The sequence below is a fragment of the Mordavella massiliensis genome (assembly GCF_016901695.1).
Classification (GTDB): Bacteria; Bacillota; Clostridia; order Lachnospirales; family Lachnospiraceae; genus Claveliimonas; species Claveliimonas massiliensis_A.
On sequence record NZ_JACJKS010000023.1, the window covers coordinates 1 to 21813 of the forward strand.

Annotated in this window: 34 protein-coding genes; 30 read left to right on the top strand and 4 right to left on the bottom strand. The window is 49.0% G+C overall.

Annotated features, from left to right (window positions below; all coding sequences use genetic code 11):
- Positions 1–191: 191 nt before the first annotated feature.
- From H6A20_RS11760 to H6A20_RS11775, 4 genes are all read right to left on the bottom strand, one after another.
- Positions 192–1316 carry a tyrosine-type recombinase/integrase gene (locus H6A20_RS11760; RefSeq protein WP_204907312.1) on the bottom strand — a complete coding sequence of 375 codons (1125 nt, stop codon included), beginning with the start codon at positions 1314–1316 and terminating at the stop codon, positions 192–194.
- A 156-nt stretch (positions 1317–1472) separates the two neighbouring features.
- Entirely contained in the window at positions 1473–2525 is a 1053-nt protein-coding gene (locus tag H6A20_RS11765; protein WP_204907313.1) for a type I restriction endonuclease, read from the bottom strand.
- A gap of 33 nt (positions 2526–2558) precedes the next feature.
- Entirely contained in the window at positions 2559–3026 is a 468-nt protein-coding gene (locus tag H6A20_RS11770) for an ImmA/IrrE family metallo-endopeptidase (RefSeq protein WP_204907314.1), read from the bottom strand.
- A gap of 53 nt (positions 3027–3079) precedes the next feature.
- Positions 3080–3391 (bottom strand): helix-turn-helix domain-containing protein, encoded by a 312-nt coding sequence (locus H6A20_RS11775; RefSeq protein ID WP_204907315.1) that lies wholly within the window; start codon positions 3389–3391, stop codon positions 3080–3082.
- 159 nt (positions 3392–3550) lie between these two features.
- On the opposite strand from H6A20_RS11775, the gene H6A20_RS11780 reads away from it, so the two are divergent.
- The 30 genes from H6A20_RS11780 (at position 3551) to H6A20_RS11925 (ending at position 21700) form a co-directional block, all read left to right on the top strand.
- Positions 3551–3748, top strand: a complete 198-nt coding sequence (locus H6A20_RS11780; RefSeq protein ID WP_204907316.1) for a helix-turn-helix transcriptional regulator — start codon at positions 3551–3553, stop codon at positions 3746–3748.
- A gap of 2 nt (positions 3749–3750) precedes the next feature.
- On the top strand, positions 3751–3981 hold the full coding sequence (locus H6A20_RS11785) for a hypothetical protein (RefSeq protein WP_204907317.1): 231 nt from the start codon (positions 3751–3753) through the stop codon (positions 3979–3981).
- Positions 3982–3994: 13 nt separating this feature from the next.
- Entirely contained in the window at positions 3995–4159 is a 165-nt protein-coding gene (locus tag H6A20_RS11790; protein WP_204907318.1) for a hypothetical protein, read from the top strand.
- 22 nt (positions 4160–4181) lie between these two features.
- Entirely contained in the window at positions 4182–4397 is a 216-nt protein-coding gene (locus tag H6A20_RS11795) for a hypothetical protein (RefSeq protein WP_204907319.1), read from the top strand.
- A 136-nt stretch (positions 4398–4533) separates the two neighbouring features.
- Positions 4534–4713, top strand: coding sequence for a PC4/YdbC family ssDNA-binding protein (locus H6A20_RS11800; RefSeq protein ID WP_204907320.1), 180 nt, complete (start codon positions 4534–4536; stop codon positions 4711–4713).
- 13 nt (positions 4714–4726) lie between these two features.
- The gene (locus tag H6A20_RS11805; protein ID WP_204907321.1) at positions 4727–5065 is read left to right on the top strand and encodes a hypothetical protein; all 339 of its coding nucleotides are present in this window, start codon (positions 4727–4729) and stop codon (positions 5063–5065) included.
- 12 nt (positions 5066–5077) lie between these two features.
- Positions 5078–5737, top strand: a complete 660-nt coding sequence (locus tag H6A20_RS11810; RefSeq protein WP_204907322.1) for a YqaJ viral recombinase family protein — start codon at positions 5078–5080, stop codon at positions 5735–5737.
- Between the two features lie 12 nt (positions 5738–5749).
- Positions 5750–6586, top strand: a complete 837-nt coding sequence (locus tag H6A20_RS11815; RefSeq protein WP_204907323.1) for a DUF1351 domain-containing protein — start codon at positions 5750–5752, stop codon at positions 6584–6586.
- Between the two features lie 3 nt (positions 6587–6589).
- A complete protein-coding gene (locus tag H6A20_RS11820) occupies positions 6590–7516 on the top strand; it encodes a recombinase RecT (RefSeq protein ID WP_204907324.1) in 927 nt (308 codons plus the stop codon).
- Between the two features lie 21 nt (positions 7517–7537).
- On the top strand, positions 7538–7972 hold the full coding sequence (locus H6A20_RS11825; protein ID WP_204907325.1) for a hypothetical protein: 435 nt from the start codon (positions 7538–7540) through the stop codon (positions 7970–7972).
- Positions 7973–7987: 15 nt separating this feature from the next.
- Positions 7988–8728, top strand: coding sequence for a hypothetical protein (locus tag H6A20_RS11830; RefSeq protein ID WP_204907326.1), 741 nt, complete (start codon positions 7988–7990; stop codon positions 8726–8728).
- A gap of 114 nt (positions 8729–8842) precedes the next feature.
- Entirely contained in the window at positions 8843–9262 is a 420-nt protein-coding gene (locus H6A20_RS11835) for a RusA family crossover junction endodeoxyribonuclease (protein WP_338106703.1), read from the top strand.
- Positions 9263–10129, top strand: a complete 867-nt coding sequence (locus H6A20_RS11840) for a DUF4373 domain-containing protein (protein WP_338106704.1) — start codon at positions 9263–9265, stop codon at positions 10127–10129.
- Positions 10113–10250: a hypothetical protein gene (locus H6A20_RS11845; protein ID WP_204907328.1), complete on the top strand. Its 138-nt coding sequence runs from the start codon at positions 10113–10115 to the stop codon at positions 10248–10250. Before H6A20_RS11840 ends, H6A20_RS11845 begins: the two co-directional genes overlap by 17 nt.
- A 61-nt stretch (positions 10251–10311) precedes the next feature.
- Positions 10312–12807 carry a DNA methyltransferase gene (locus H6A20_RS11850; RefSeq protein ID WP_204907329.1) on the top strand — a complete coding sequence of 832 codons (2496 nt, stop codon included), beginning with the start codon at positions 10312–10314 and terminating at the stop codon, positions 12805–12807.
- A 222-nt stretch (positions 12808–13029) separates the two neighbouring features.
- Positions 13030–13254 carry a hypothetical protein gene (locus H6A20_RS11855; protein ID WP_204907330.1) on the top strand — a complete coding sequence of 75 codons (225 nt, stop codon included), beginning with the start codon at positions 13030–13032 and terminating at the stop codon, positions 13252–13254.
- Between the two features lie 116 nt (positions 13255–13370).
- Positions 13371–13652: a hypothetical protein gene (locus H6A20_RS11860; protein WP_204907331.1), complete on the top strand. Its 282-nt coding sequence runs from the start codon at positions 13371–13373 to the stop codon at positions 13650–13652.
- A 119-nt stretch (positions 13653–13771) separates the two neighbouring features.
- Positions 13772–14086, top strand: coding sequence for a hypothetical protein (locus tag H6A20_RS11865; protein WP_204907332.1), 315 nt, complete (start codon positions 13772–13774; stop codon positions 14084–14086).
- Position 14087: 1 nt separating this feature from the next.
- Positions 14088–14513 (top strand): hypothetical protein, encoded by a 426-nt coding sequence (locus H6A20_RS11870; protein ID WP_204907333.1) that lies wholly within the window; start codon positions 14088–14090, stop codon positions 14511–14513.
- Between the two features lies 1 nt (position 14514).
- Positions 14515–14796: a hypothetical protein gene (locus H6A20_RS11875; RefSeq protein ID WP_204907334.1), complete on the top strand. Its 282-nt coding sequence runs from the start codon at positions 14515–14517 to the stop codon at positions 14794–14796.
- Complete coding sequence (locus tag H6A20_RS11880) at positions 14796–15002, top strand: hypothetical protein (RefSeq protein WP_204907335.1); 207 nt, start codon at positions 14796–14798, stop codon at positions 15000–15002. Before H6A20_RS11875 ends, H6A20_RS11880 begins: the two co-directional genes overlap by 1 nt.
- Positions 14999–15208 (top strand): hypothetical protein, encoded by a 210-nt coding sequence (locus tag H6A20_RS11885; protein ID WP_204907336.1) that lies wholly within the window; start codon positions 14999–15001, stop codon positions 15206–15208. Before H6A20_RS11880 ends, H6A20_RS11885 begins: the two co-directional genes overlap by 4 nt.
- Positions 15189–15602: a sigma-70 family RNA polymerase sigma factor gene (locus tag H6A20_RS11890; protein ID WP_204907337.1), complete on the top strand. Its 414-nt coding sequence runs from the start codon at positions 15189–15191 to the stop codon at positions 15600–15602. The genes H6A20_RS11885 and H6A20_RS11890 overlap by 20 nt, the downstream gene beginning before the upstream one ends.
- A gap of 305 nt (positions 15603–15907) precedes the next feature.
- Positions 15908–16585: a phage terminase small subunit gene (gene terS / locus H6A20_RS11895; protein WP_243426213.1), complete on the top strand. Its 678-nt coding sequence runs from the start codon at positions 15908–15910 to the stop codon at positions 16583–16585.
- Positions 16572–17825 (top strand): PBSX family phage terminase large subunit, encoded by a 1254-nt coding sequence (locus H6A20_RS11900; protein ID WP_204907338.1) that lies wholly within the window; start codon positions 16572–16574, stop codon positions 17823–17825. Before terS ends, H6A20_RS11900 begins: the two co-directional genes overlap by 14 nt.
- Positions 17826–17827: 2 nt before the next feature.
- A complete protein-coding gene (locus tag H6A20_RS11905) occupies positions 17828–19363 on the top strand; it encodes a phage portal protein (RefSeq protein WP_204907339.1) in 1536 nt (511 codons plus the stop codon).
- The gene (locus tag H6A20_RS11910; RefSeq protein WP_204907340.1) at positions 19311–20927 is read left to right on the top strand and encodes a minor capsid protein; all 1617 of its coding nucleotides are present in this window, start codon (positions 19311–19313) and stop codon (positions 20925–20927) included. Before H6A20_RS11905 ends, H6A20_RS11910 begins: the two co-directional genes overlap by 53 nt.
- Positions 20928–20931: 4 nt before the next feature.
- Positions 20932–21087 carry a hypothetical protein gene (locus tag H6A20_RS11915; RefSeq protein ID WP_204907341.1) on the top strand — a complete coding sequence of 52 codons (156 nt, stop codon included), beginning with the start codon at positions 20932–20934 and terminating at the stop codon, positions 21085–21087.
- A gap of 90 nt (positions 21088–21177) precedes the next feature.
- On the top strand, positions 21178–21357 hold the full coding sequence (locus tag H6A20_RS11920; protein ID WP_204907357.1) for a hypothetical protein: 180 nt from the start codon (positions 21178–21180) through the stop codon (positions 21355–21357).
- Positions 21358–21421: 64 nt separating this feature from the next.
- Complete coding sequence (locus H6A20_RS11925) at positions 21422–21700, top strand: ribosomal-processing cysteine protease Prp (protein ID WP_338106706.1); 279 nt, start codon at positions 21422–21424, stop codon at positions 21698–21700.
- Positions 21701–21813 lie beyond the last annotated feature (113 nt).

Here is a 21813-nt window from a genome sequence, read left to right on the forward strand (position 1 = left end):
CTTGACTTTTAATCAAGTTGTCCGGGGTTCGAGCCCCCGCACGCTCATGAATGTAAAGTAGCGGAAACCCAGTGTTTATCAGGGCTTCCGCTACTTTTCTATTTCTTCACCCGGTGCTATGTGCTGCCGGTTTTTGCTGTTCAGAATGTTCCATTCGTGTCCCAATGTTCCATTCGTGTCCCAGATTATCATTAAAAATTGATAGCTGCATTGACCGCTTCTGCAGCATTCTCCTTTTCCAGGACAATATGGTTGTAGACGTCCAGGACGACCTTTTCTGTATCTCCCATGAGCTGCGCAATCCGTTTGATTGATATCGTCGGTATCTGATAACATAGCATAGTGCAATAGTTGTGCCGAAAGTTGTGGCCGGTCAGATCCAGGATCGGGGCGTCGGACACGTCGTTCATCTTGCGCAGAATACGCATCCACATCTTATCGTAACTGCTTTTTGTGATCGGCATCCCTCGATTTCTCCCGCATTGCATTGTAAACAGATATGTCTTATTTTTCGATCTAAGCTTCTGCACGTAATCCCTTATTGCCGGGAACACGGCATCCGGGATAGGGACCGTTCGATAGCCGTTGTCAGATTTCGGGATCTTGCTGATCGGGTTGCCCTTGACAAATTTGTGTGCCTTTGTGATGCTGATTTCCTGAGCGTCAATATTGATATCAAATATGGTCAGCGCTAGGGCCTCCTGGCGCCTTAATCCGCAGCCAAAAATAATATACACGTATATTTTGTCCTGTTCGTCAAAATCGGCCTTAAAAATGGCTCTGCGCTCGTTCTCGGTCAATGGCCTGTTTTCAGGTGATTTGTACTTAACAGGGGAGATCGATCCGAATATATCAGACATTACGTTTGCCGGATAGAGGTGATCAGTCACAGCAGACTGTAGGATTTGCTTAAACGTCATGTAGATCTGCTGCTGCGTCCTGGTCTTTCCGTCAGCGTTGTTCAAAATGAGCTGCAGATGGATCCGGTCTATGTCCTGCAGGCGGATCCCTTCCAGGATGGACATGTGTTTTGTGATCACGTTATCGTACATATCCTGCGTGGCCGTTTCGGCTTGATGCTTGTAGACCCTCCGCCATTCCCTTGCATAATCCAGAAACGTTACATCAGACTTCCTGATCTGCCTCCGCTCCCGGACGCTTTGCTCGAATTCCTGAACTTTCCTTTCAAGATCCTTGCTGGACTTTTTTGACCGGATCGACTTTCTGTGTTTCTTTCCGTTTTTGTCGTATGTCCCGTCCCAGATCCTGGCTGTAAAATATCCGTCAGAGCCTCTCTTATACTTTGTTGTTGCCATACCATCATCTCCTTTTTGGGTATAAAAATAACAGCCAGTGGGAAACATAAGTTCCACTTGCATTGGCTGTCCGAAGATGATACAATAATCTTGCAGATGCAGACATCTTCGGATGTGCTGTCCCGTCCCGGCGTTGGCGCGCCGGGGCGGTTTTATTTATTTCATATATCTTTTTACAACATCAATGAGCTGCTTCTTATATTTGTATAGATCGTTGAGAGAGTCTATATATATTCTTTCAAACTTCTTGTTCTCGTCTGGAATGAGAAGCTGCTTGTTTTTTGTATCAAGATTTATGCGGCAGATGGGCTTGCGATTATTGTTTTTGTAGAGAATTCCGAAATAACTTTCTGTGTCTCTATGTACAATATCGTTTACATCAGCCACTTCACACAACATGCCACGTATTATATAATACGCCTCCAACTCATCTGCAGTTGTAATGATTTTAGATGCAGGGACGTCAGTCTGCTCATCGGGCTCCGGATCGGCAACGTCCTCCGGGGTCAAGGCGGAAGATATTTTTTGATTCACTATCTCGTTTATCATGCCAGAAAATGATTTTTTCACAATCGGAGAAAACTTTTCAATCACCTTCTGATTTTTTTGTCCTTCGTAGATGTCGGATATGATGAAACGAACGAATTCATCAGATGGGTCTTCGAGCTGTTTGGACAGAACCCTTTTTATCATTGATGAATATTTTAGCTCTTCGGCTGTGCTAAAAATCTTATCACGGTCAAAATTCCCTTTGCAGAATTTCTTCAACTCGCTTATAGCGGAATCTTTCAGGTTCAGGATATCCACTTCGAGAAATGGGACAAGATCCATTTTGTTTGACTCTTCTAAATCCGTATAAAACCTGTATGTAATACCATTTGTAAGTATGCCAAATTTTGCAGAGGTCGTCCCAAAGTAACGAAATAATTGAGATGAGTGTTTGTCGAGAGAGTCCGTGCAGCTTTTGCACTCGATTAATATCACGGGTTTCCCGCTTTCGAGTATTGCATAATCTACCTTTTCACCTTTTTTGATCCCCACATCCGCAACGTATTCTGGGCAAAATTCTGTCGGATTAAAAACGTCATATCCGAGCAACTGGAATAGAGGGACGATTAGAGACATCTTGGTTCCTTCTTCTGTAGAAATCGTTCCCTTTAGTCCTTCCACTCTTTCGGAAAATTGTTTGATTGAATCATTAAATTCCATAAAATCCCTCCATCCTTATGCATGATAAACCGTCTATATTATCTTACCAACCTGCAGGCTGGGGATAAACATTATATAATAATCATCGATCGTAACGCATGTCCCGTATTTCTCCCGGTAACACTCTATGCATTCCTGGAGATATTCATCCGTTACTTCCAGGTACTCCGCCAGGTCATATCGATTGTGACAGCCATGCTCATATGCCTCGATCAGGCGCCTCAGCCCTATCAGTTTGTCATAGCCCCACAGTCTGGCCTGACGCTCCTGTTTGCGGTTGCTGATGTCGGTCATGTCTAATATATCACCGACACTGGTGTGGTGATGTCCGAGTTCTTCAGCCAGGACACACATTTTTTCTACCGTTGTGTTCACGCTCGTGTTGATGGCAACATTACCATCTGTATAGTATCCTTTCAGGTTGTCTTCTCCCAAGTAATAGTTGTGGACTTTCACCTGATCATCAAAAGCTTCCTGCTCTAGTTGTTCCAGTTTATTCACAGTGATCCCTCCGCGGTTTTAGAATATCGTAGGAGGTGTTCAATAAACTGGACTTATTTATTTTCCTCCTGTTTTATAAATCTCGCGAACGCTTCTATTCTGTCGAGCTGCTCTTCTGTATATTCAGTTCCGTCAAAATGAGCGGCTCGGGTAGTTGGAGTTGACGGAATTCCAAGCAATTCATCAGCAGACACATCAAGAACGTCTGCTATTTTTTTTATTGTTTGTACGTTGGGCTCTCTGTTCCCGCTTTCATATAAAGAATAGGTAGACTTTGCGACGCCGATTTTCTCCGCAACATCTTTCTGTGACAGTCCCCTCTGCTCCCTTGCAATTTTTAAATTTTCGTTGAACTGTTCTCCCATAGCGACGTCCTCCTTATAGCTTGATTATATGAATAATGCGCATACATGTCAATAAAATGTTTGCAAAATGCAAAGAAAAGCATTGACAAGTTTGCGCTACGCAATTATATTATAATTATAGTTTGCAAAACGCAAACCAAAAAGAAGGGAGGGATAAATTTGTTTAGAAACTTAGACGCAGAGCAGGCAAGAAAAGGGATGACTAATGCAGATGTCGCAGAGAAGTTAAGAATTTCCCGGGTTTCCTATGAAAACAAAAAGAAAACAGGGAAGTTTACCACTCTCGAGATAAAAGCACTCTGTAGAATGTTTGGTTGCAAATTTGACTATTTATTCCAGACAGATGAGGAGGTGTAGAGATGGAATATCCAAAGAAAGTGATGAACAAAAAGGAGCTGCTGGACATGGGTTTCACCAGGTCGTATCTGGATAGGGCGATCTCAGTTCCTGGCCAGACATTTGCCTGGCGCATGAATCCGGCAAACAAATCCAGCCCGGTGATGTTCGACACCCAGAAGTTCGATCAGTGGAGGTTACGGGAGATTGCTGTAGCTGAGAGGGCCAGAAATCAGCGGCAAGTGGTGATGTGAGAGGAGAGGGAACATGAGAAAGGGGATCAAGAACCGCAGCCGCCGGGCGCGGAGGCGGGAGAGATTATACAGCCTGGCAGTGGACGTCCTGGACATTTCCCTGGGCACGGTCCTGATCTGGGGACCGATCCTGCTGGCGCTGATCACCGGCGGCCTGATCGGGGCGTTGGGGCTGTGACTGTGGGAGGAGGTGAGGAAAGATGAAGGAAGTGGCGAAGATCATCCCGGACAGGGAGTTCCGGGAGTTCCTGGACAAGCTGGCCGAGGAGGTCCGGGTCTGGAAGGAGAAGGACCACATGGGCTATGTGTCTGTCACATGTGAGCTGGCCAAGTACCTGGCAGCATCCGCCGGATCGGATCACGAGATGGTATTCACGGCCGGCCAGATCAAGCAGGTCATGGATCTGGCGAAATAGGAAGAGCGCCCACGTGAGCCGGCAAGCTCGGGCGCCCTTGTAACCAATCAATATTATTGTAAGCGAAAGAAAGGAAAATGTAAAGGTGGCACAGACACAATTTGAAATCATAAAGCATTTACACAGTTTCCCCGTTATGGAAGGGATGAAGTATCAGAAAGAGATCAACCTGGTTTCCTGGTACGGAAAGGAACCCAAATACGACATCCGGGGATGGAGTGAAGAGCAGGGCTGCAGGAAGCCTGGGCGCGGGATCTCGTTATCGGAAGAGGAGTTCCGGGAACTGATCAGCATCGGAGAAGATCTTTTGTATTGAGAGGTGACGGGACATGTACATAGGAATCGGCCCAGAGAAAGGAAAGAGGGTCTATGAGCGGGATGCTTTTGGATATGCCTGCGATCGGGTCCTGATCGGGAGCGACGAGGAGCAGGAGACCTTTATGAATCTTGCCAGGGGCAGTGGGAGCGTCCAGGAGTTTGCCAGTGCCGTGATTGAATGGTATTTCTCCGGGAACTGGCTGCATGACCCGTCTGACAACAAGAAGACAAGCTATATCATCCGCTTCCAGGACAATAGCCTTCATGGTTTCTACGGCACATACTTTGATGCCGTTGAATTGGCAAAAGAGATGTCCAGGAAGAACGGGATGGGGTTTGTAGTGAATTAGAAAGGAACAGCTATGGGAGAAATTTACCGTGTACACGATTTCCCGGATGAGTCAGCCTGGCTTTCCGGCCGGCTGAACGGTATTGGCGGAAGTGATGCCAGTGCAGTGGTTGGGATGAACCCATACAAGACCAACATAGAGCTCTTTGAGGAGAAAACCGGCAGGAGGATCCCGGAAGATATTTCCGAGAAGCCATATGTGATTTACGGGAAACGTGCGGAAGAGCATATTCGAGAGCTGTTCCGGTTGGATTATCCGGAATATCAGGTAGAGCATCACGAGTTTCGGATCCTGCAGAGCCTGTCTTATCCATTTATGCAGGCGTCATTGGATGGTGAGCTGACTGACCGGGAAGGACGCCGCGGGATCCTGGAGATCAAGACCACCAATATCCTGCAGTCCATGCAGTATGAAAAATGGAAAGACCGCATCCCGGATAACTATTACATACAGGTCCTGCACTACCTGCTTGTGACTGGATATGCGTTTGTGGTCCTGCGGGCGCATTTGGTCAGCGATTGGGGCCGGGATAGACGAACTACGGTGAAACACTACTTTATTGAGCGGGAGGAAGTCCAAGAGGACCTGGACATGCTCCTGAGCGAAGAAAAGAAGTTCTGGGCGTATGTGGAGAGCGGCAGGAAGCCGCCCCTCATTCTCCCGGAGATATAGAAGGAGGAGCCTATGGAATTAAAGATCATCAGTCCCCAGGAAGGGGGATTTGTGAAGGAAATCCAATGGAACAACGAAGAACTGAAGGCAGCGATTGCTGAAAAGATGCGGGATTATACGGGGCTTGTGTTTACGGAGGACACCATTAAGGATGCGAAGAAAGACAGGGCAACCTTAAATAAGCTGAAGACGGCTTTCGAGGATGAGAGAAAGCGTATCAAGAGGCAGTGTATGGCTCCATACGATCAGTTTGAGGCTCAGGTGAAAGAGCTGACCGCCTTGATAGATGAGCCCATCCGCCTGATCGATGCGCAGATCAAGGAAGTGGAGGAACAGAAGAAGACTCAGAAGCGCAGGGATATAGAGGAACTTTTTGGCAGCATCGGATTTCAGCTTTTCGTTACCTTGGATAAGATATGGGACGAGAAATGGCTGAATGCTACAGTCCCGATTAGCAGGATTGAAGAGCAGATGAAAAGCCGTATGTATCAGATTGGTGAAGATGTCGCGGTCATACAGAAGCTCCCTGAGTTTGGCTTTGAAGCTATGGATGTCTATAAAAATACCCTGGACCTGAACAAGGCTATCCAGGAGGGGCAGCGCCTGGCGGAAATCCAGAAACGGAAAGAGGCATATGAGGAAGAGCAACGCCGGAAGGCAGAAGAGGAGCGGCGGCGCAGGCTTGAGAAAGAAAATATAAGGCCAGTCCCCGTAGCCCCGGAGGAACACAAGGCAGCAGATCCGGAAACCCTTTGCCTGGATTTCCGGGTATGGGGTACCAGGGAGCAGCTTCTTGCGCTCAGAAATTACATGAAAGACAATCATTTGAAATTTGGAAAGGTGGAATAAATTATGGCAGTACAAAACAGCCTGGCAGCCAGGAAGACTAAGACAGGGCTCACAGCATTTCTGACACAGGATGCCGTGAAAAAACAGATCAACAGTGTGGTGGGAGGAAAGAACGGGACCCGGTTTATATCCAGCATTGTTTCCGCAGTCCAGGTGACGCCGGCGCTCCAGGAGTGTACGAACCCCAGTATCCTGTCCGCAGCACTCCTTGGGGAGGCCCTGAACCTGTCGCCCTCCCCGCAGTTGGGACAGTTTTACATGGTCCCGTTCGATAACAAGAAGAAAGGAGTCAAAGAAGCGCAGTTCCAGCTCGGTTATAAGGGATATATCCAGCTCGCGGAGCGGTCCGGTTATTATAAAAAGCTGAACGTGCTTGCGATCAAGGAAGGGGAACTGATCCATTACAATCCCCTGGACGAAGAGATCGAAGTGGAACTGATCGAGGATGACGTGCTCCGCGAGGAAACACCGTCTATGGGCTATTATGCCATGTTTGAGTATGAGAATGGCTTCAGGAAGACCATGTACTGGTCCAAAAAGAAAATGCTGGCTCATGCGGAGAAATACTCACAGGCTTTTAAGCGGAATGGCGGGGCTAAGTCCCTGGAGCTCCTGGAGCAGGGAAAGATCCCGGAGAAGGAAATGTGGAAGTATTCCTCCTTCTGGTTTAAGGATTTTGACGGTATGGCCATGAAGACTATGCTCCGGCAGCTCATCAGCAAGTGGGGCATTATGAGCATAGACCTGCAGACCGCGGTAGATAAGGACATGGCTGTGATCCATGAGGATGGCACAGCCGACTATGTGGATAATGAGCCGGACGAGTCCAGTGTAGTATCTGATCAGGACCTGAACGAAGTCCCGGCAAAGGAGCAGGCCCCGGATACGGATGGAAACAAGGACATAGAGTCTGAGTTTTTTAATAATTAACACAGAGAAAGGAGAAAGCATATGAAACACATCAACCTCGAGAACCTTGCAAACGGCGCTTTCACTGCCCAGGTGAACCGGGCCATTGAAGAGGTGACAAAGAACATCCAGGACCCGAACACAGAGCCGGGTGCTACCCGGAAGATCACGGTGACCATCGGTTTTAAACCGAACCAGGAGCGGAATTTCGTTGCAACCGGCGTCCAGACCAAGACAACGCTGGCGCCTGCCCTTGGAGCTGTGACAGCGTTCAGCATGGGTAAGGACCTCGCCACGGGAGCCGTGGAAGCGGTAGAGGTCAATACTGGACAGATCCCTGGTCAGATGTATATGGAGGATATGCAGCAGCCGGCCCCGCAGGCCGCCGATACCATCGAAGTGGATGGAAAAGCTGTTGACCCGGAGACGGGCGAGATCAAGAGTGACAAGGTCGTTGACCTGAGAAAGAAAGCATAAGGAGGATAAGGAACAATGATGGAAGGATTAAAAGAAGCATTACAGTATATCACAAAGCTGAAAGAGGAAAGTATGGATCCCAAGGTCCTGGAGATTAACGGGGATACATACTGCAATAAGGATCTGGCGAGATATCACCATTTCCCTATGGCTCGCAGTTTGGGCGTAAATACGCTGACCGCAGTGGTAGATTACATCAAGGGTAAGCCGGAGGAGCTGCGGGAGAGTATGATCCTGCACGTGACGAGCCCGGTGAAGGTCCGCCTGTATTCCGGACTGATTGATGAGAGAACCCGTGAGGAGCTTATGGAAGCGCAAGCTATCGTGAACGAGTTCCGGTTCGGTGAATACTATGACCAGGAACGTTTCCTGATCGAACTGCAGGCAAACTTTCTGGAGACGCCGGACCTTCTGACAATCATGCAGGTGGCCGGAAATATCAAGTCTGGTACCACGGCCAACTATTCTGATGACGGGGTATCACAGAAGACAACTGTGAGGATGGGCGTGGAACTGAATGACGTGATCGTGCCGAACCCGGTGGCGCTGCGTCCCTACCGGACCTTTGCAGAGATTGAGCAGCCGGAGAGCCGATATGTGTTCCGGATCAAGGACACGGACCGCGGCCCTGCCTTTAAGTTGGTCGAAGCAGATGGCGGTTTGTGGAAGTACGGAACCATGCAGAAGATCAAGGAATATCTGGAGTATGAACTGAGCGAAGAGCTTGAGAAGCATCACATCACAGTGATCGCATAAAGCAAGGCACCTCCTATCTACTGATATATCACATAAAACTAAAAAGCTGCAATTTCCCCGCGGTGAAATATCCGCGGGGAGAAAGGAGGACACATGAGATCGGTAACATTTCAGGTGCCTGGTAAGCCACAGGGAAAGGCAAGGGCACGGACATATTATAATTCTGCCGCCGGGAAGCATGTATCCCATACCCCGGACAACACCGTCCTGTATGAGAACCTGATCAAAGACCAGTTTTTGAACCATGCGGGCGGATTTTATCTCGAGAGAGGGACTCCGGCGGTGCTGCGGATCGTGGCCCGGTTCCTGCCGCCAAAGAGCACGGCGAAGAAGAAACAGAAGCAGATGCTGGAGGGAGAGATCCTTCCTCTGAAGAAGCCGGACATGGACAATATCGTGAAGGTGGTGGCGGATGCCCTGAACGGCGTGGCGTACCACGATGATACACAGATTGTCCTTGTTTCCGCGAAGAAAGCCTATTCCGCTATGGAGGGACTTGACATCACGGTAGAGGAATACAGCGGCGGAAGGTAGGTGATAACATTGGCCAGACCCAGAAAGGACGGCCTTGATTACTTTCCTTTAGACGTAGATCTTTTCGATGACGACAAGATCAAGATACTCAAGGCCCGGTACGGGGCCGATGGTATTGTCGTATATTTGTATCTCTTATGCCGGATCTATAGGCATGGATACTATATGCAGGTCAACGAAGATTTTGAATATATCATATCCGAGGACTTAAAGATGAGTCCTGATAAGGTGAAGCAGGTCTTAACATTCTTACTGTCACGGTCACTGTTTGATAACATACTTTTTCAGTCGGACGCTGTTCTGACCTCTGCCGGAATACAGAGGCGGTTCCAGCTCGCCGTAAAGGAGAGGGCAAAGAAGAACCCGATCAAAACAGGAAGGTACTGGCTTCTGAAAAAAGAAGAGACGGAACCTTTTATTAAATGCACCCTTTTCGGCGATTATTCCGGGAAAAACGAGAGTTATTCCGGGAAAAACGAGGATAATTCCCGGGAAAAATCCCTAAAGGAAAGTAAAGTAAAGAAGAATATATATATTCCTTTCCAGTCAGCGGAGCTTGAGCAGGCATTTCAGACCTACCTGCTTGTGCACAGCCACAACTATGGAGGAATGCTTCCGGAGCAGGTGCAGGCTTTGAGAGAGGAGCTGGAGAAGCTGTCCTCTGATGATAAGGAACGGATCGCCATCGTCAAGAAGGCGACTGCCGGGGGATGGAAGAGCTTCTATCCGTTGAAAAAGAGAACCAAGGAACCGAAAAAGGAAAAGAAGAACGGCTTCAACAATTTCGAGGGCCGTGATTACAGCGGGCAGATGGATGACCTGACACGGGCATTGATCGAAGGAGGAAGCAATGATATCAACAGTTGAGATCAGGATATTTTTTGACAGCCTGGCAGACTACGAGCGTTTCCGCGCGGAGTGGACACGGGCGTGTCTTAGCATCAATCCGGGCAGCCGGAACAAGTCTAACAGGCTGCATTGGAAATAAAACAAGAGAAAGGAGACCGGAACTCTGGCCAGAGTGAAGATGCATCGGTTCCTTTCGGGATATGGATTACTTGGAGTTTTTGAAAACAAAGATTGAGATAGCGCCAGAGAGTGGTTTTGCGGTGGATCCTGGAGCAGTAAACAAGGCATTGAAGCCGCACCAGCGAGATGCGGTTGTGTGGGCGCTGAAAGGCGGCAGACGGGCTCTGTTTGAGAGCTTCGGACTCGGAAAGACTGTGCAGGAGATTGAGTTCTGCCATCTGGCAGCGGATAAACAGGGAGGAAGAGCATTGATCGTGCTTCCCCTGGGAGTCAAACAGGAGTTCACACGGGACGCCGTGGAGCTTCTTGGATACGAAAAGCCGGAATACTGCCGGACGATGGAGGAGGTCTATGCAAGCGACAGCGAGATCGTACTGACAAATTATGAACGTGTGCGTGACGGAGATATACGGCCTGACTATTTTGCGGCAACGTCCCTGGATGAGGCCAGTGTCCTGCGATCCTTTGGGAGCAAGACCTATCAGACTTTCCTGGATAAATTCAAGGGTGTGCCATATAAGCTGGTTGCGACGGCCACGCCATCACCGAACCGGTATAAAGAACTGATCCATTATGCGGGGTATCTGGAGGTGATGGATACAGGCCAGGCCCTGACACGGTTCTTCCAGAGGGACAGCACAAAAGCCAATCATCTTACTCTATATCCAAACATGGAGGATGAGTTCTGGCTGTGGGTGAGTTCCTGGGCGTTGTTTATCACAAAGCCATCTGACCTGGATCCTGGATATTCAGATGATGGTTATGACCTTCCTCCGCTGGAGGTTAGATGGCATGAGATCCCCGTACATTATGGGGATGCAACAGAAAAGGACGGGCAGATGACTCTATTTACGGATGCGGCGGCTGGATTAAAGCAGGCGGCGGAAGTGAAACGGAATAGTATAGATGTCCGCGTGGAAAAGATGAAAGAGATTGTGGAGGACTCACCCGGAGATCACTTTGTATTATGGCATGATCAAGAGGCAGAGAGACACGCAATCAAGAAAGCCCTTCCGGAGACAGTGGATATTTATGGATCTCAGGACTATGACACCCGGGAAAAGCGGGTGATCGACTTCTCAGAAGGAAGGATACGGCTGTTTGCTACGAAAAAGTCACTTTCCGGATCTGGATGTAACTTTCAGAAGCACTGCCACAGGGAGATTTTCCTGGGAATTGATTATGAGTTTAATGACTTCATCCAGGCGGTGCACCGCTGTTATCGGTTCCTGCAGGAGGCACCGGTAATAATCGACATCATCTACATGGAAAACGAGAGACAGATTAAAGAGACACTTCTGAGAAAGTGGAAAGACCATAACCATATGGTTGAGAAGATGATAGAAATTGTCAAGAAGTATGGTCTTTCATCCGCTGGGAAGGAGCAGGGACTAAAGAGAAAGATGGGAGTGAAAGCGGTGAGGATAGAAGGAAATCATTACACAGCGGTGCATGACGATTGCGTGGAAGAGGTAAGGCGCATGGAGAGCAATAGTATCGGCCTGATCCATACCTCCATTCCCTTCGGGAACCACTATGAATACAGTGCTAACTATAATGATTTCGGTCATAACCAGAATACAGAACGGTTTTTTGAACAAATGGACTATCTGACGCCGGAGCTGTTGAGAGTGCTGGAGCCCGGGAGGGTGGCGGCGATCCATGTGAAAGACCGGGTCCTTTTTGGAAATGCCACAGGAACAGGGATGCCGACAATTGAGCCGTTCCATGCATTATGCATTGAACACTATATGAAACATGGCTTCCAGTATTTCGGGATGATTACGGTCGTCACGGATGTTGTTCGGGAGAATAACCAGACTTACCGACTGGGATGGACGGAACAGTGTAAGGACGGCTCAAAGATGGGTGTGGGATGCCCGGAGTATGTTCTGCTCTTTCGTAAGCTCCCGTCAGACCGGTCGAACGCTTACGCGGATGATCCTGTGAAGAAGAGCAAGGAAGAGTATACCAGAGCGCAGTGGCAGATTGATGCACACGGATACTGGAGGAGTTCCGGGGACCGGCTGGTAAGCAAGGAAGAACTCAAAGAGATATCTGTAGACAACCTGCAGGCGGTGTATCGGCAGTACAGCAGGGAACATGTCTACAGCTATGAGGAGCATGTAGCACTTGCAGAGGCTCTGGATGAAAACGGAAAGTTGCCGGCCACGTTTATGGTAGTGGCTCCTGGTTCCTGGAATGATCTGGAAGTATGGGACGATATTAACAGGATGCGGACACTGAACACCACACAAAGCCGTAGGAGACAGCATATGCATGTGTGTCCGCTGCAGTTAGACATCGTAGAGCGCATCATCAATCGGTATAGCAATGAAGGCGATAGAGTTCTTGATCCGTTTGGTGGGTTGATGACGGTTCCAATGACAGCGGTAAAAATGAATCGATATGGATATGGAATAGAGCTGAATGAGGACTACTTCCGGGATGGGGTCGGATATTTGAAAGAGGCGGAAGATGAAAGGGATACGCCTACGCTGTTTGATTTCATGTGAGATAAAAACGTGTAAGCCTGAAGGCTGAGTAAAAAATATGGGTGAGTGTTTGGTAACAAAAGAATAAGCAGAAGATCACCACGCTGCCGGCGGAGATCGACCGCAGCACGGAAGAGAAGAACCGGTACCTGATCGGCCTGTACCAGGTCAAGAAACGAAACCTGTCCCCGGAGACGCTGCGAGGCATCAGGCGCCGGTCTGCGGCCTAGAAGGAGGGAAACTATGAGATATACAGAATATCACTGCGGAAAAGCCGTGATAAAGGATAAGAGCAAGCTGTCGGAGGCGATGGAGAAGCTGGCCAAGATCGAGGACATGACCGGGATCCCGCAGATCTGCTGTGATGAGTACTGCAAGTACCCGAATCAGCGTTTGCGGCAAGAGGAACTGGATGAGATTTGCACAGAATGCGAGCTGGCGCCGTTGTTCGAGATGCTGATTAAATAAAACGATTTTAAATTCGGCGTGAGAATTTGAAATTGTATTTAAAATTTCGTGGAAATTTTTTAAATGTGGGCGGCCGATGATGGGTCAGTAAAAATTTTAGTGGAGGGAGGATGTCAATGAAAGTATACGAGGGCGAGGAAACGGATAGATACGGAAGCTACCCAATATGGATAAGCGGGAAAGACGCAAATCCACAAAAAATACAAGACGAATTATTCCGCCGATATGGAGGCGATGGATACAAGTTTGCAATCGTATTTGATTGCTCCGGGGACGAATGGGAAGAGCCGGATAAAAAAACACCAGTGTATTTCCTGGACGAAATATTTGAAGAAATGATCAATTACATTGGGATAGAAAAAGCAAGAGAATTGCTTGACAAGTATGCAGGAAGTTAAGCTGTCATTTTATGGGCGGCGGCCGTCCAGCCAGGTGCAAAAGGGTTCGAGTCCCTGGGCCGACGGGTTCGACTCCCGCTGGCGCATGGTGCAAACCTGGCTTTGAAAGGAGAGCGGAGATGGAGACAGAAAAAATGATAAGAGAGTTAAAAAGAGTCGAGGAAATACATAAACACGACAAAGTATTTACAGGCAATCTCAACATAGCAGAAATGGCGCGTGATGTGAGAGAACGACTTGAAGAACTGAAACCTTACGAGGACACCGGCCTCACCCCGGAGCAGATTATGGAGCTGAAGGAGAGGGACACGGCGAAAGTCCCGGAGGTGTTTGACGGGCATTGGTATAAATGTCCAACCTGTGGGGAGTATGCCGGAGGACTAAAGGGAAATTTCTGCCACGTATGCGGGCAACGGTTGAAGTGGGAGGACTGACATGCAGGAATTGGAGATTGTACGGGAAAAGATTCAGAACAAATACAGAGTGGTAAAAACAGACGAAGATCTGGGATGGAACAGGGCAATATATCTGTGCACGAATATTATAAACGCGCACCTATCTCGTGGAAATACTCCAGAATTCACGAGATCGTCACGAGATAACGACGGATGGATCCCGGTGGATGAGCGGCTGCCGGAAAAGAATGAGTATTTTGTTGAAACGAGTAGCGACAAAGATTTTCCAAATGGCTATTACAAACGTCTTGAAGTTGCTTATATGACAGATATTATCGAGTATGTGCATGGATATTATGACGGTTATAAGTGGATGGACAAATATCTTGATACCATTGAAAATGTTGTGGCATGGCGAATACATGAGCCGTACCGCCCGGAAAGGAGTAACGATGCGAAAGAATAACATGATCAAAATAATTTACGTGCTTCTGGCCGCGGCTGCAATCGTGTGTGCTGCCGTGATCGGACGTATTGCTCTTGAGCCAGAGGCAGAACAAACAACCGAGGAGACATTCGAGCCGGAACCCCTGGTGATCAACACCGTGGAGCGGCAGGATGACATTGTGTTGACAGTGATGCGGGGTGAGGAGATGGTCTTCCAGTACGCCGGTGACATAGAGCTGTGGAAGGGTGACGACGGCAAGGCATACGGGATCATCTATCTGGATGAGGAGGTGTGCCAGTGATGGATAAAAACAGACTGATCCCCGGGAGACGGTACCTGCATGTCCGGCAGTGCATGATTGGCGGGATCCTGCACGAGGCAGAGCGGTGGATCCGCTGCGTGGACGTCACAGCGACGGGCGCTGTCTTTTCGCGGGACTATGAGGCGCCCTTTGAGCTGACGGACGCCCAGATCGCCAGGGAGCTGCGGGAGGGACACGACAGATGAGGAGACACTACGACAGGGGCCGGACCCGGAAGCAGCAGAAGATCGACAGCGACATGCTGCACGACATAGAGACGCGGAACGTAGACAACAAAGCCCTGGAACGGTTCCGGCGGAAACCGTACACAAGTTACGATGTAGAGGACTGCCTGAAAAAGTGGGGCGTAGACCTGAAGGGAGGGATTGACGGTGGACAAGAAAATACTTGAGGACTACATAGATGCCTGCGCATTTATCAAAGAGACCGAAGACGAGATCAAGAAGCTGGAGAAGCGGCGGCGGATCGTGCAGGACAAGGTGAAAGGCAGCAACCCGGATTTCCCTTATGAGGAGCGCTCCTTCAGTTTGCACGGGACTACAGAGACGCTGGCGGAGGCCGGAAGGCTGGCCAGGGAGAGGCAGATCCTGGAAGACCAGAAGGCCGAGGCTGAGGAGCTGAAGCTACAGGTGGAGGAATGGATGCAGGAGATCCCCTTCCGGATGCAGCGGATCATCAGGTACAAGTTTTTCAACGGACTGACCTGGGAGGAAGTGGCCACGCTGATGGGGAGAAAATGTACCAAGGAGAGCGTAAGAAAGGAATTTGAGCTGTTTATGAAATAGGGGATGTTTTTCCGCTTTTTCCGCACTTTCCGTTTTGAAAATGCTATAGTATAAGCTGAAAGAAGTGGATGATCTTGTTGTTTTCAACCAACCTCCTTACTTTTTTTTCTCTTTATAGGGCGTCTTGCAGAGACGCCCTATTTATATGCGGGCATATCATCAATGGCAGATGTGCAGGGTAGCGCCCTGTGTCCCGGTTCGACTCCGGGGGCCCTGCGTTTTATCCGAAAACAGACCAGAATGAAGGTGGTGACGTGAGTGAGACACAGAATTATATTTTAGCCGAAAAAGATTACATGGCCGGAATGAAGTACAAGGAGATCGCCGCCAAGTATGGGGTAACCCTAAACACGGTGAAATCCTGGAAGGTCCGGTATGGATGGAATAAAAAAGGTGTGCACACAAAATCCAAAAAAGTGTGCACACAAAAAAAGAAGCCCGGAGCCCCGAAGGGCAACAAGAATGCTGTCGGTCACGGCGCCCCGAAGGGAAATCAGAACGCCGTGAAGCATGGGCTCTTCTCCCGGTATCTGCCAGAGGATACAAGGGAGATTTTTTATTCCCTGGACTCGGCCGATCCGCTTGACCTGCTGTGGGACCAGATTAAATTGGCATACACGGCGATCATGAGGGCGCAACAGATCATGCACGTCCGGGACCAGAATGACAAGACTATTGAGAAGGTCGAAAAAAAAGCTGGTAATGTGATCGGGGAGCGCTGGGAGGTACAGCAGGCCTGGGACAAGCAGGCATCCTTTCTGCAGGCTCAGGCGAAGGCTCAGAAGGAACTGACCACGATGATTAAGCAGTATGAGGAGCTGCTGCATAAGAACTGGGATCTGGCCACGAAGGAACAGAAAGCAAGAATCCGGCAGATCAAAGCCAGAACAGAGCAGATCCAAGGTGCTGAACAGAACCAGACAGAGGATAAGGTCCGGAAATTGTTCGAGGCGATCGGGGGTGCGTTAGATGAATCTGAATAGCATCTACACACCAAAGCAGATCGAGATCCTGAAGGCCTGCCGGAATACAGACTGGTTTATGCTGATCAACCACGGGGCGAAGCGTTCCGGGAAGACACAGTTGGACAATGATATTTTCCTGCAGGAGCTGATGAGGGTCCGAGGGATTGCGAACAGGTTGGGTATTGACACCCCTCAATACATTCTGGCCGGGTACTCGATGGGAAACATTCAAGACAATATCCTCACGGAGTTGTCTAATAAGTACGGGTTCGAGTTCAAGTTTGACCGGTTCAATAACTTCAACCTCTTTGGGGTGAAGGTGGTGCAGACTTCTCATGGTACGATCAGTGGCCTTGGCCGGATCCGAGGCATGACAGCCTTTGGGGCATACATCAACGAGGCTTCTCTGGCGAATCAGGAAGTGTTTGATGAGATTAAGGCCAGGTGCAGCGGTCCGGGAGCCCGGATCATTGCCGATACGAACCCGGATCATCCGGAACACTGGCTTCTGAAGGATTATATCAAATCTCCGGCGGAAGGGATCCTAAGCTTTCACTTTTCTTTGCAGGACAATACCTTCCTGGATCCGCGGTATGTCCGGAACATTATTGAGACTACGCCGAAGGGAATGTTTTCTGATCGGGGTATTAAAGGGCTTTGGGTATCCGGGGAAGGAGTTGTCTATCCGGATTTTGATCAGAATGTACATGTGATCACACCGGAGCAGGCGCGGGGGCTGATATTTGAACGTGTGCTGGGCGGCGTGGACTGGGGCTGGGAGCATTGGGGCGCGATTGTTGTGATTGGCGTCAAGGCTGGAAGCTACTATGTCATTGAAGAGCAGGCCGCGCAGCATAAACATATAGGCGGCTGGATAGCTGTGGCGAAGGATATTATCAAGAGATTTGGTAATATCCCTTTTTATTGCGATCCAGCCAGGCCGGAGCATGTGGCTTCTTTCCAGGAAGCAGGAATTAACGCCTTCCTGGGAAATAACCGGGTGCTGTCCGGGATAGAGGCCGTGGCCACACTGATGACGAACCGGCAGTTCTTCATCGTGTATTCCAGGTGCCCGCGGTTTCGGTATGAGATTTACAGATATATCTGGAAAAAGAATACCGGGGAGCCCCTGAAGGAGAATGATGACGTCCTCTGTGCGATCCGGTACGGGATCTATTCGGATATGACGGTGAACAAGATAGATGTGCCTGGACAGAGCCAGATTGACCAGGCAAGACGATTGAAAGGAATGTTGTGACGATGGCAGAAGAAATGCTGAAAGTAAATGAATTTGAACACGGGATAGACGGGCCCTATCATTCACATCGGAGCTTCCAGCAGCTCTACGGGCCGGAGACAAACTATTCCTATCGGGCGGACAGCGCCGAGGAGATCCTTGGAGACAAGGACAAGCTGCGGTCGATGATCATGGATCATTATACGGTGCAGTGTCCGCGGCTGGCGGCCCTGGACGACTACATGAAGGCCCGGAATGATGGCATCTATGATGATGACAGCCGCCGGTCCGAGCAGGAGCGTGCAGATCACCGGGTTGCCCACAATTTTGCAAAGGTGATCAATGTTTTTGATGTGGGATATAATACCGGCGCACCGATTAAAAAGGTCAGCGACATTGACCGGGTGAATGAGATCATCAAAGAATATGACGATGTAAACGACATTGAAGCTCTGGACAGCGAACTCTGGCGGGACATGAAAAAATACGGACGTGCCTATGAGCTCCAGTATCGGAATGAGAAGGATCAGGACAGATCAGTGATCAGTAATGTGTTCGAGACGTTTGTCTGTTACGGGACGGACGTGGAGCGGACACCGCTTTTTGCGGTCCGGTATCCCAGGTATCGCATAGGTACCCAGGAGCGGGTGAAAGTGTATGTTTACACGGATACCGAGGTGATCACCTATAAAGCTTGCCAGATGGCAACATTAAAGCTGGAAGAAGAGGACCGGGAGCCTCATGAATGGGGCGAGGTTCCTGTAACGGAATATTCCCCGGATCGTTACCGGATGGGCGGCTATGAAGATGTGATCCCGCTGATTGATGCTTACGATGCGGCGCAATCTGACACGGCAAATTATATGACGGATCTTAATGAGGCGACACTGGTCATTTCCGGGGATCTGAATCTGCAGAAATATTCCGTGAGGGACATGGTGGAAATGAAGAAGGCGAACCTTCTGCTTCTTGCATCAGGCGTGAACCCGGATGGAAGCAGGGAACAGACAGACGCCAAGTACGTTTACAAGCAGTATGACGTGACTGGCGCCGAAGCCTATAAGGACCGTCTGCAGCATGACATCCACAAGATCTCGATGGTTCCGGATCTGAATGACGAAGCTTTCGCCGGCACTCAGTCCGGGGAAGCAATGAAGTATAAGTTGTTCGGTTTCCAGCAGATTGCAAAGTCCGGACAGCGAGGGTTCAAGAAAGGACTCATGCGGCGGTACCGGCTGTTGATGAACATTAAGCATTTTGTCAATGAGGCGGACAACGCGGATCTGGGAAATCTTACGATCACATTTACCCCGAACCTTCCGAAGGCAATCCTGGAAGAGCTGCAAGCTCTAGTTGACGCAGGTATGGAGATCAGTCAGGAAACGCTGATGAGTCTTGCATCCTTTATCGAGGACATTCAGGCGGAGATGGAGCGGATCAAGGCAGAAAAGGAAGCGGATCAGGAAGATGCGGTGATGAGGCACATGTTTGGAGGTGCGGCAGAGGATGGACAGTCAGACGTACTGGAGGAACCGGGAGACGGAGCAGAGGAAGCATGATATCCGGGATGAACGAGAGTACCAGAGGCACATCGAAGAGATCTACCAGAATATGATCGACGAGATTGAGAAGGAGATCAATGGTTTTTACGGGAAGTATGCTCGGAAAGAGGGCATTACGATGGCGGAGGCGAAAAAGCGGGCCGCTAAGTTAGATATTGAGGCTTACGGCCGAAAGGCGGCAAAGTACGTGAAGGAGAAGAACTTCTCCAAGCAGGCCAACGAAGAGATGCGGCTGTATAATCTGACCATGAAGGTGAACCGGTTGGAGCTCCTGAAGGCACAGATCGGGCTGGAGATGGTAGCCGGGTTCGATGAACTCCAAAAATACTATGATGAAAAGCTGACAGACCGGACAATCGCCGAGCTCGAGAGACAGGCCGGCATTCTGGGAAAGACGATCCAGGATAATGCCAAGGCCGCTAATGCTATCGTAAATGCTTCTTTCCACAATGCCACATTTTCAGACCGGATCTGGATGTATCAGGATATGCTCAAAAATGAGCTGAACAGTCTTCTTCAGACCGGGCTCATTCAGGGACAACATCCCAGGAAGCTGGCCACACATCTCCGGAAACGCTTCGGAGTCAGCCAGAGCAATGCGGAACGGCTACTGATCACAGAAATGGCAAGAGTGCAAACGGAAGCACAGAAGCAGTCATTTGAGCGGAACGGCTTCGAAGAGTATATCTTCCTTGCACTGGGGACGGCCTGCCCGATCTGCCGGGCGCTGGACGGGAAGCACTTTAAGGTCTCGAAGATGATGTCCGGAACAAATGCCCCGCCCGTTCACCCCAGATGTCGATGCAGTATCAGTGCTTACGAGGATAGCGAAGATTATGAAGCATGGCTGGACTTCCTGGATAAGGGAGGTACCACGGAAGAGTGGAACAAGATGAAAAAAGAGTCTTCCGGAATGTCTGCAACAGACGAACACATCAAATGGCCCGGGAAAAAGAAACGTATTACAAAAGAACAATACAAGGAGCTTTCTGAGTATGCAAAAGATAAGGAGATTTCCCTGGAGGGCTTTAGACGTTTTGATGGGGACATACAGGTAATCAAGCAGGCTATTGACGACGCAGATGAGATAGCTGTGAGATTTCCCGAAATCAAGTCTGGGAGAAAAAGGATCACAATATCGCTGGATGAGCATATGAGCGCGGATGATTTTGCGGTTACAAAAGGACATATTATCCACATTAACGCAGATGCTTTCCGAAATGCTGACGATTTAGCCAAGGAATATGAATCGCTTTCGAAAGAGGGCTGGTTTGTCAAAGGTACGAATTACCGATCAATTATAAAGCATGAAACAGGGCATGTTGTGGCTAATCTGTATGGGATTAATAGCCTGGAAATTGCAATGGATATCACGGGGAGCAGCAGAAAGGAAGTTATGCGGTATGTATCGTCAAACTTATCTGAGTATGCAGGCGCGTTTAAAGATGGCTCGGAAATAATCTCGGAAGTCTTTTCTGATGTTTTTGGTACTGATAATCCTTCGGAATTTTCGTTGAGGTTTATAGAAGAGTGTGTTAAGATAAAAGAAAAAAGGAAGTGATCATATGATGACGGCTGATAAAAGCATCTTCCTATGGAGTAAAAATGATGAGTGGTGGGATTACGACGAGAATGGCAAAGTAATTCTCACTTCAAAAGCCCCCAAGGAAGCAGTGTTAAGTTTTAAAAAATATAAAGAGCACATGGAAAAAGTTAAGTAGATACCACCAGTCAGAAATGGCCGGTGGTATTTTTACGCCCATTTTTTAGGAGGTGTCATTACGAAATATGAATACAGGATAACTGAAGATGTGGACATGCTGGCACCTGATTGGCTGGCTGCCCGCATTAATTATGGCAGTGTAAAATATGTCTATTGCATTATAGACGGAGCAGAGAAGCTGAAAGGAGTGAGGATAGATGGTCGGATGGCTGAAATCGGAGATACGATATCATTTGACGGTAAGTGGTTATCAGTAGAGAGGCGGTGATCCAGACATCTCCCACCGGCGGGGAACGACCGGGACAGCAAAGGAGTGATGCCATTTGATTGCAGTGAGCGTCCGGGAGTATGGGATCACGGTTTCCGGCCATGCAGAGTATGCGGAAGCCGGAAAGGATATTGTCTGTGCCGGCGTGACAGCGCTGGTGCAGGGGCTGATCAGATCCGTGGAGAGTCTGATCAGTGATAAAATTGAATATGAGATATCGCCCGGAAGGGCTGATATACATTACGGGGATCTGTCGGAAGCAGGAACGCTTCTGGTGGATTCCTTTTTCATTGGCATCTGTCAGATTGCCGATGAGTTTCCGGATCATGTCCGGATTGCATGACCAGGCGTGAGCGTCATAAAACCTTACGGATACGGCAGGCGTGGAACCGTTCAAAGCTACGGCGGACAGGCGTGATGTCCTTAAAGTACGGAAATAGACACAGGAGGTAACAA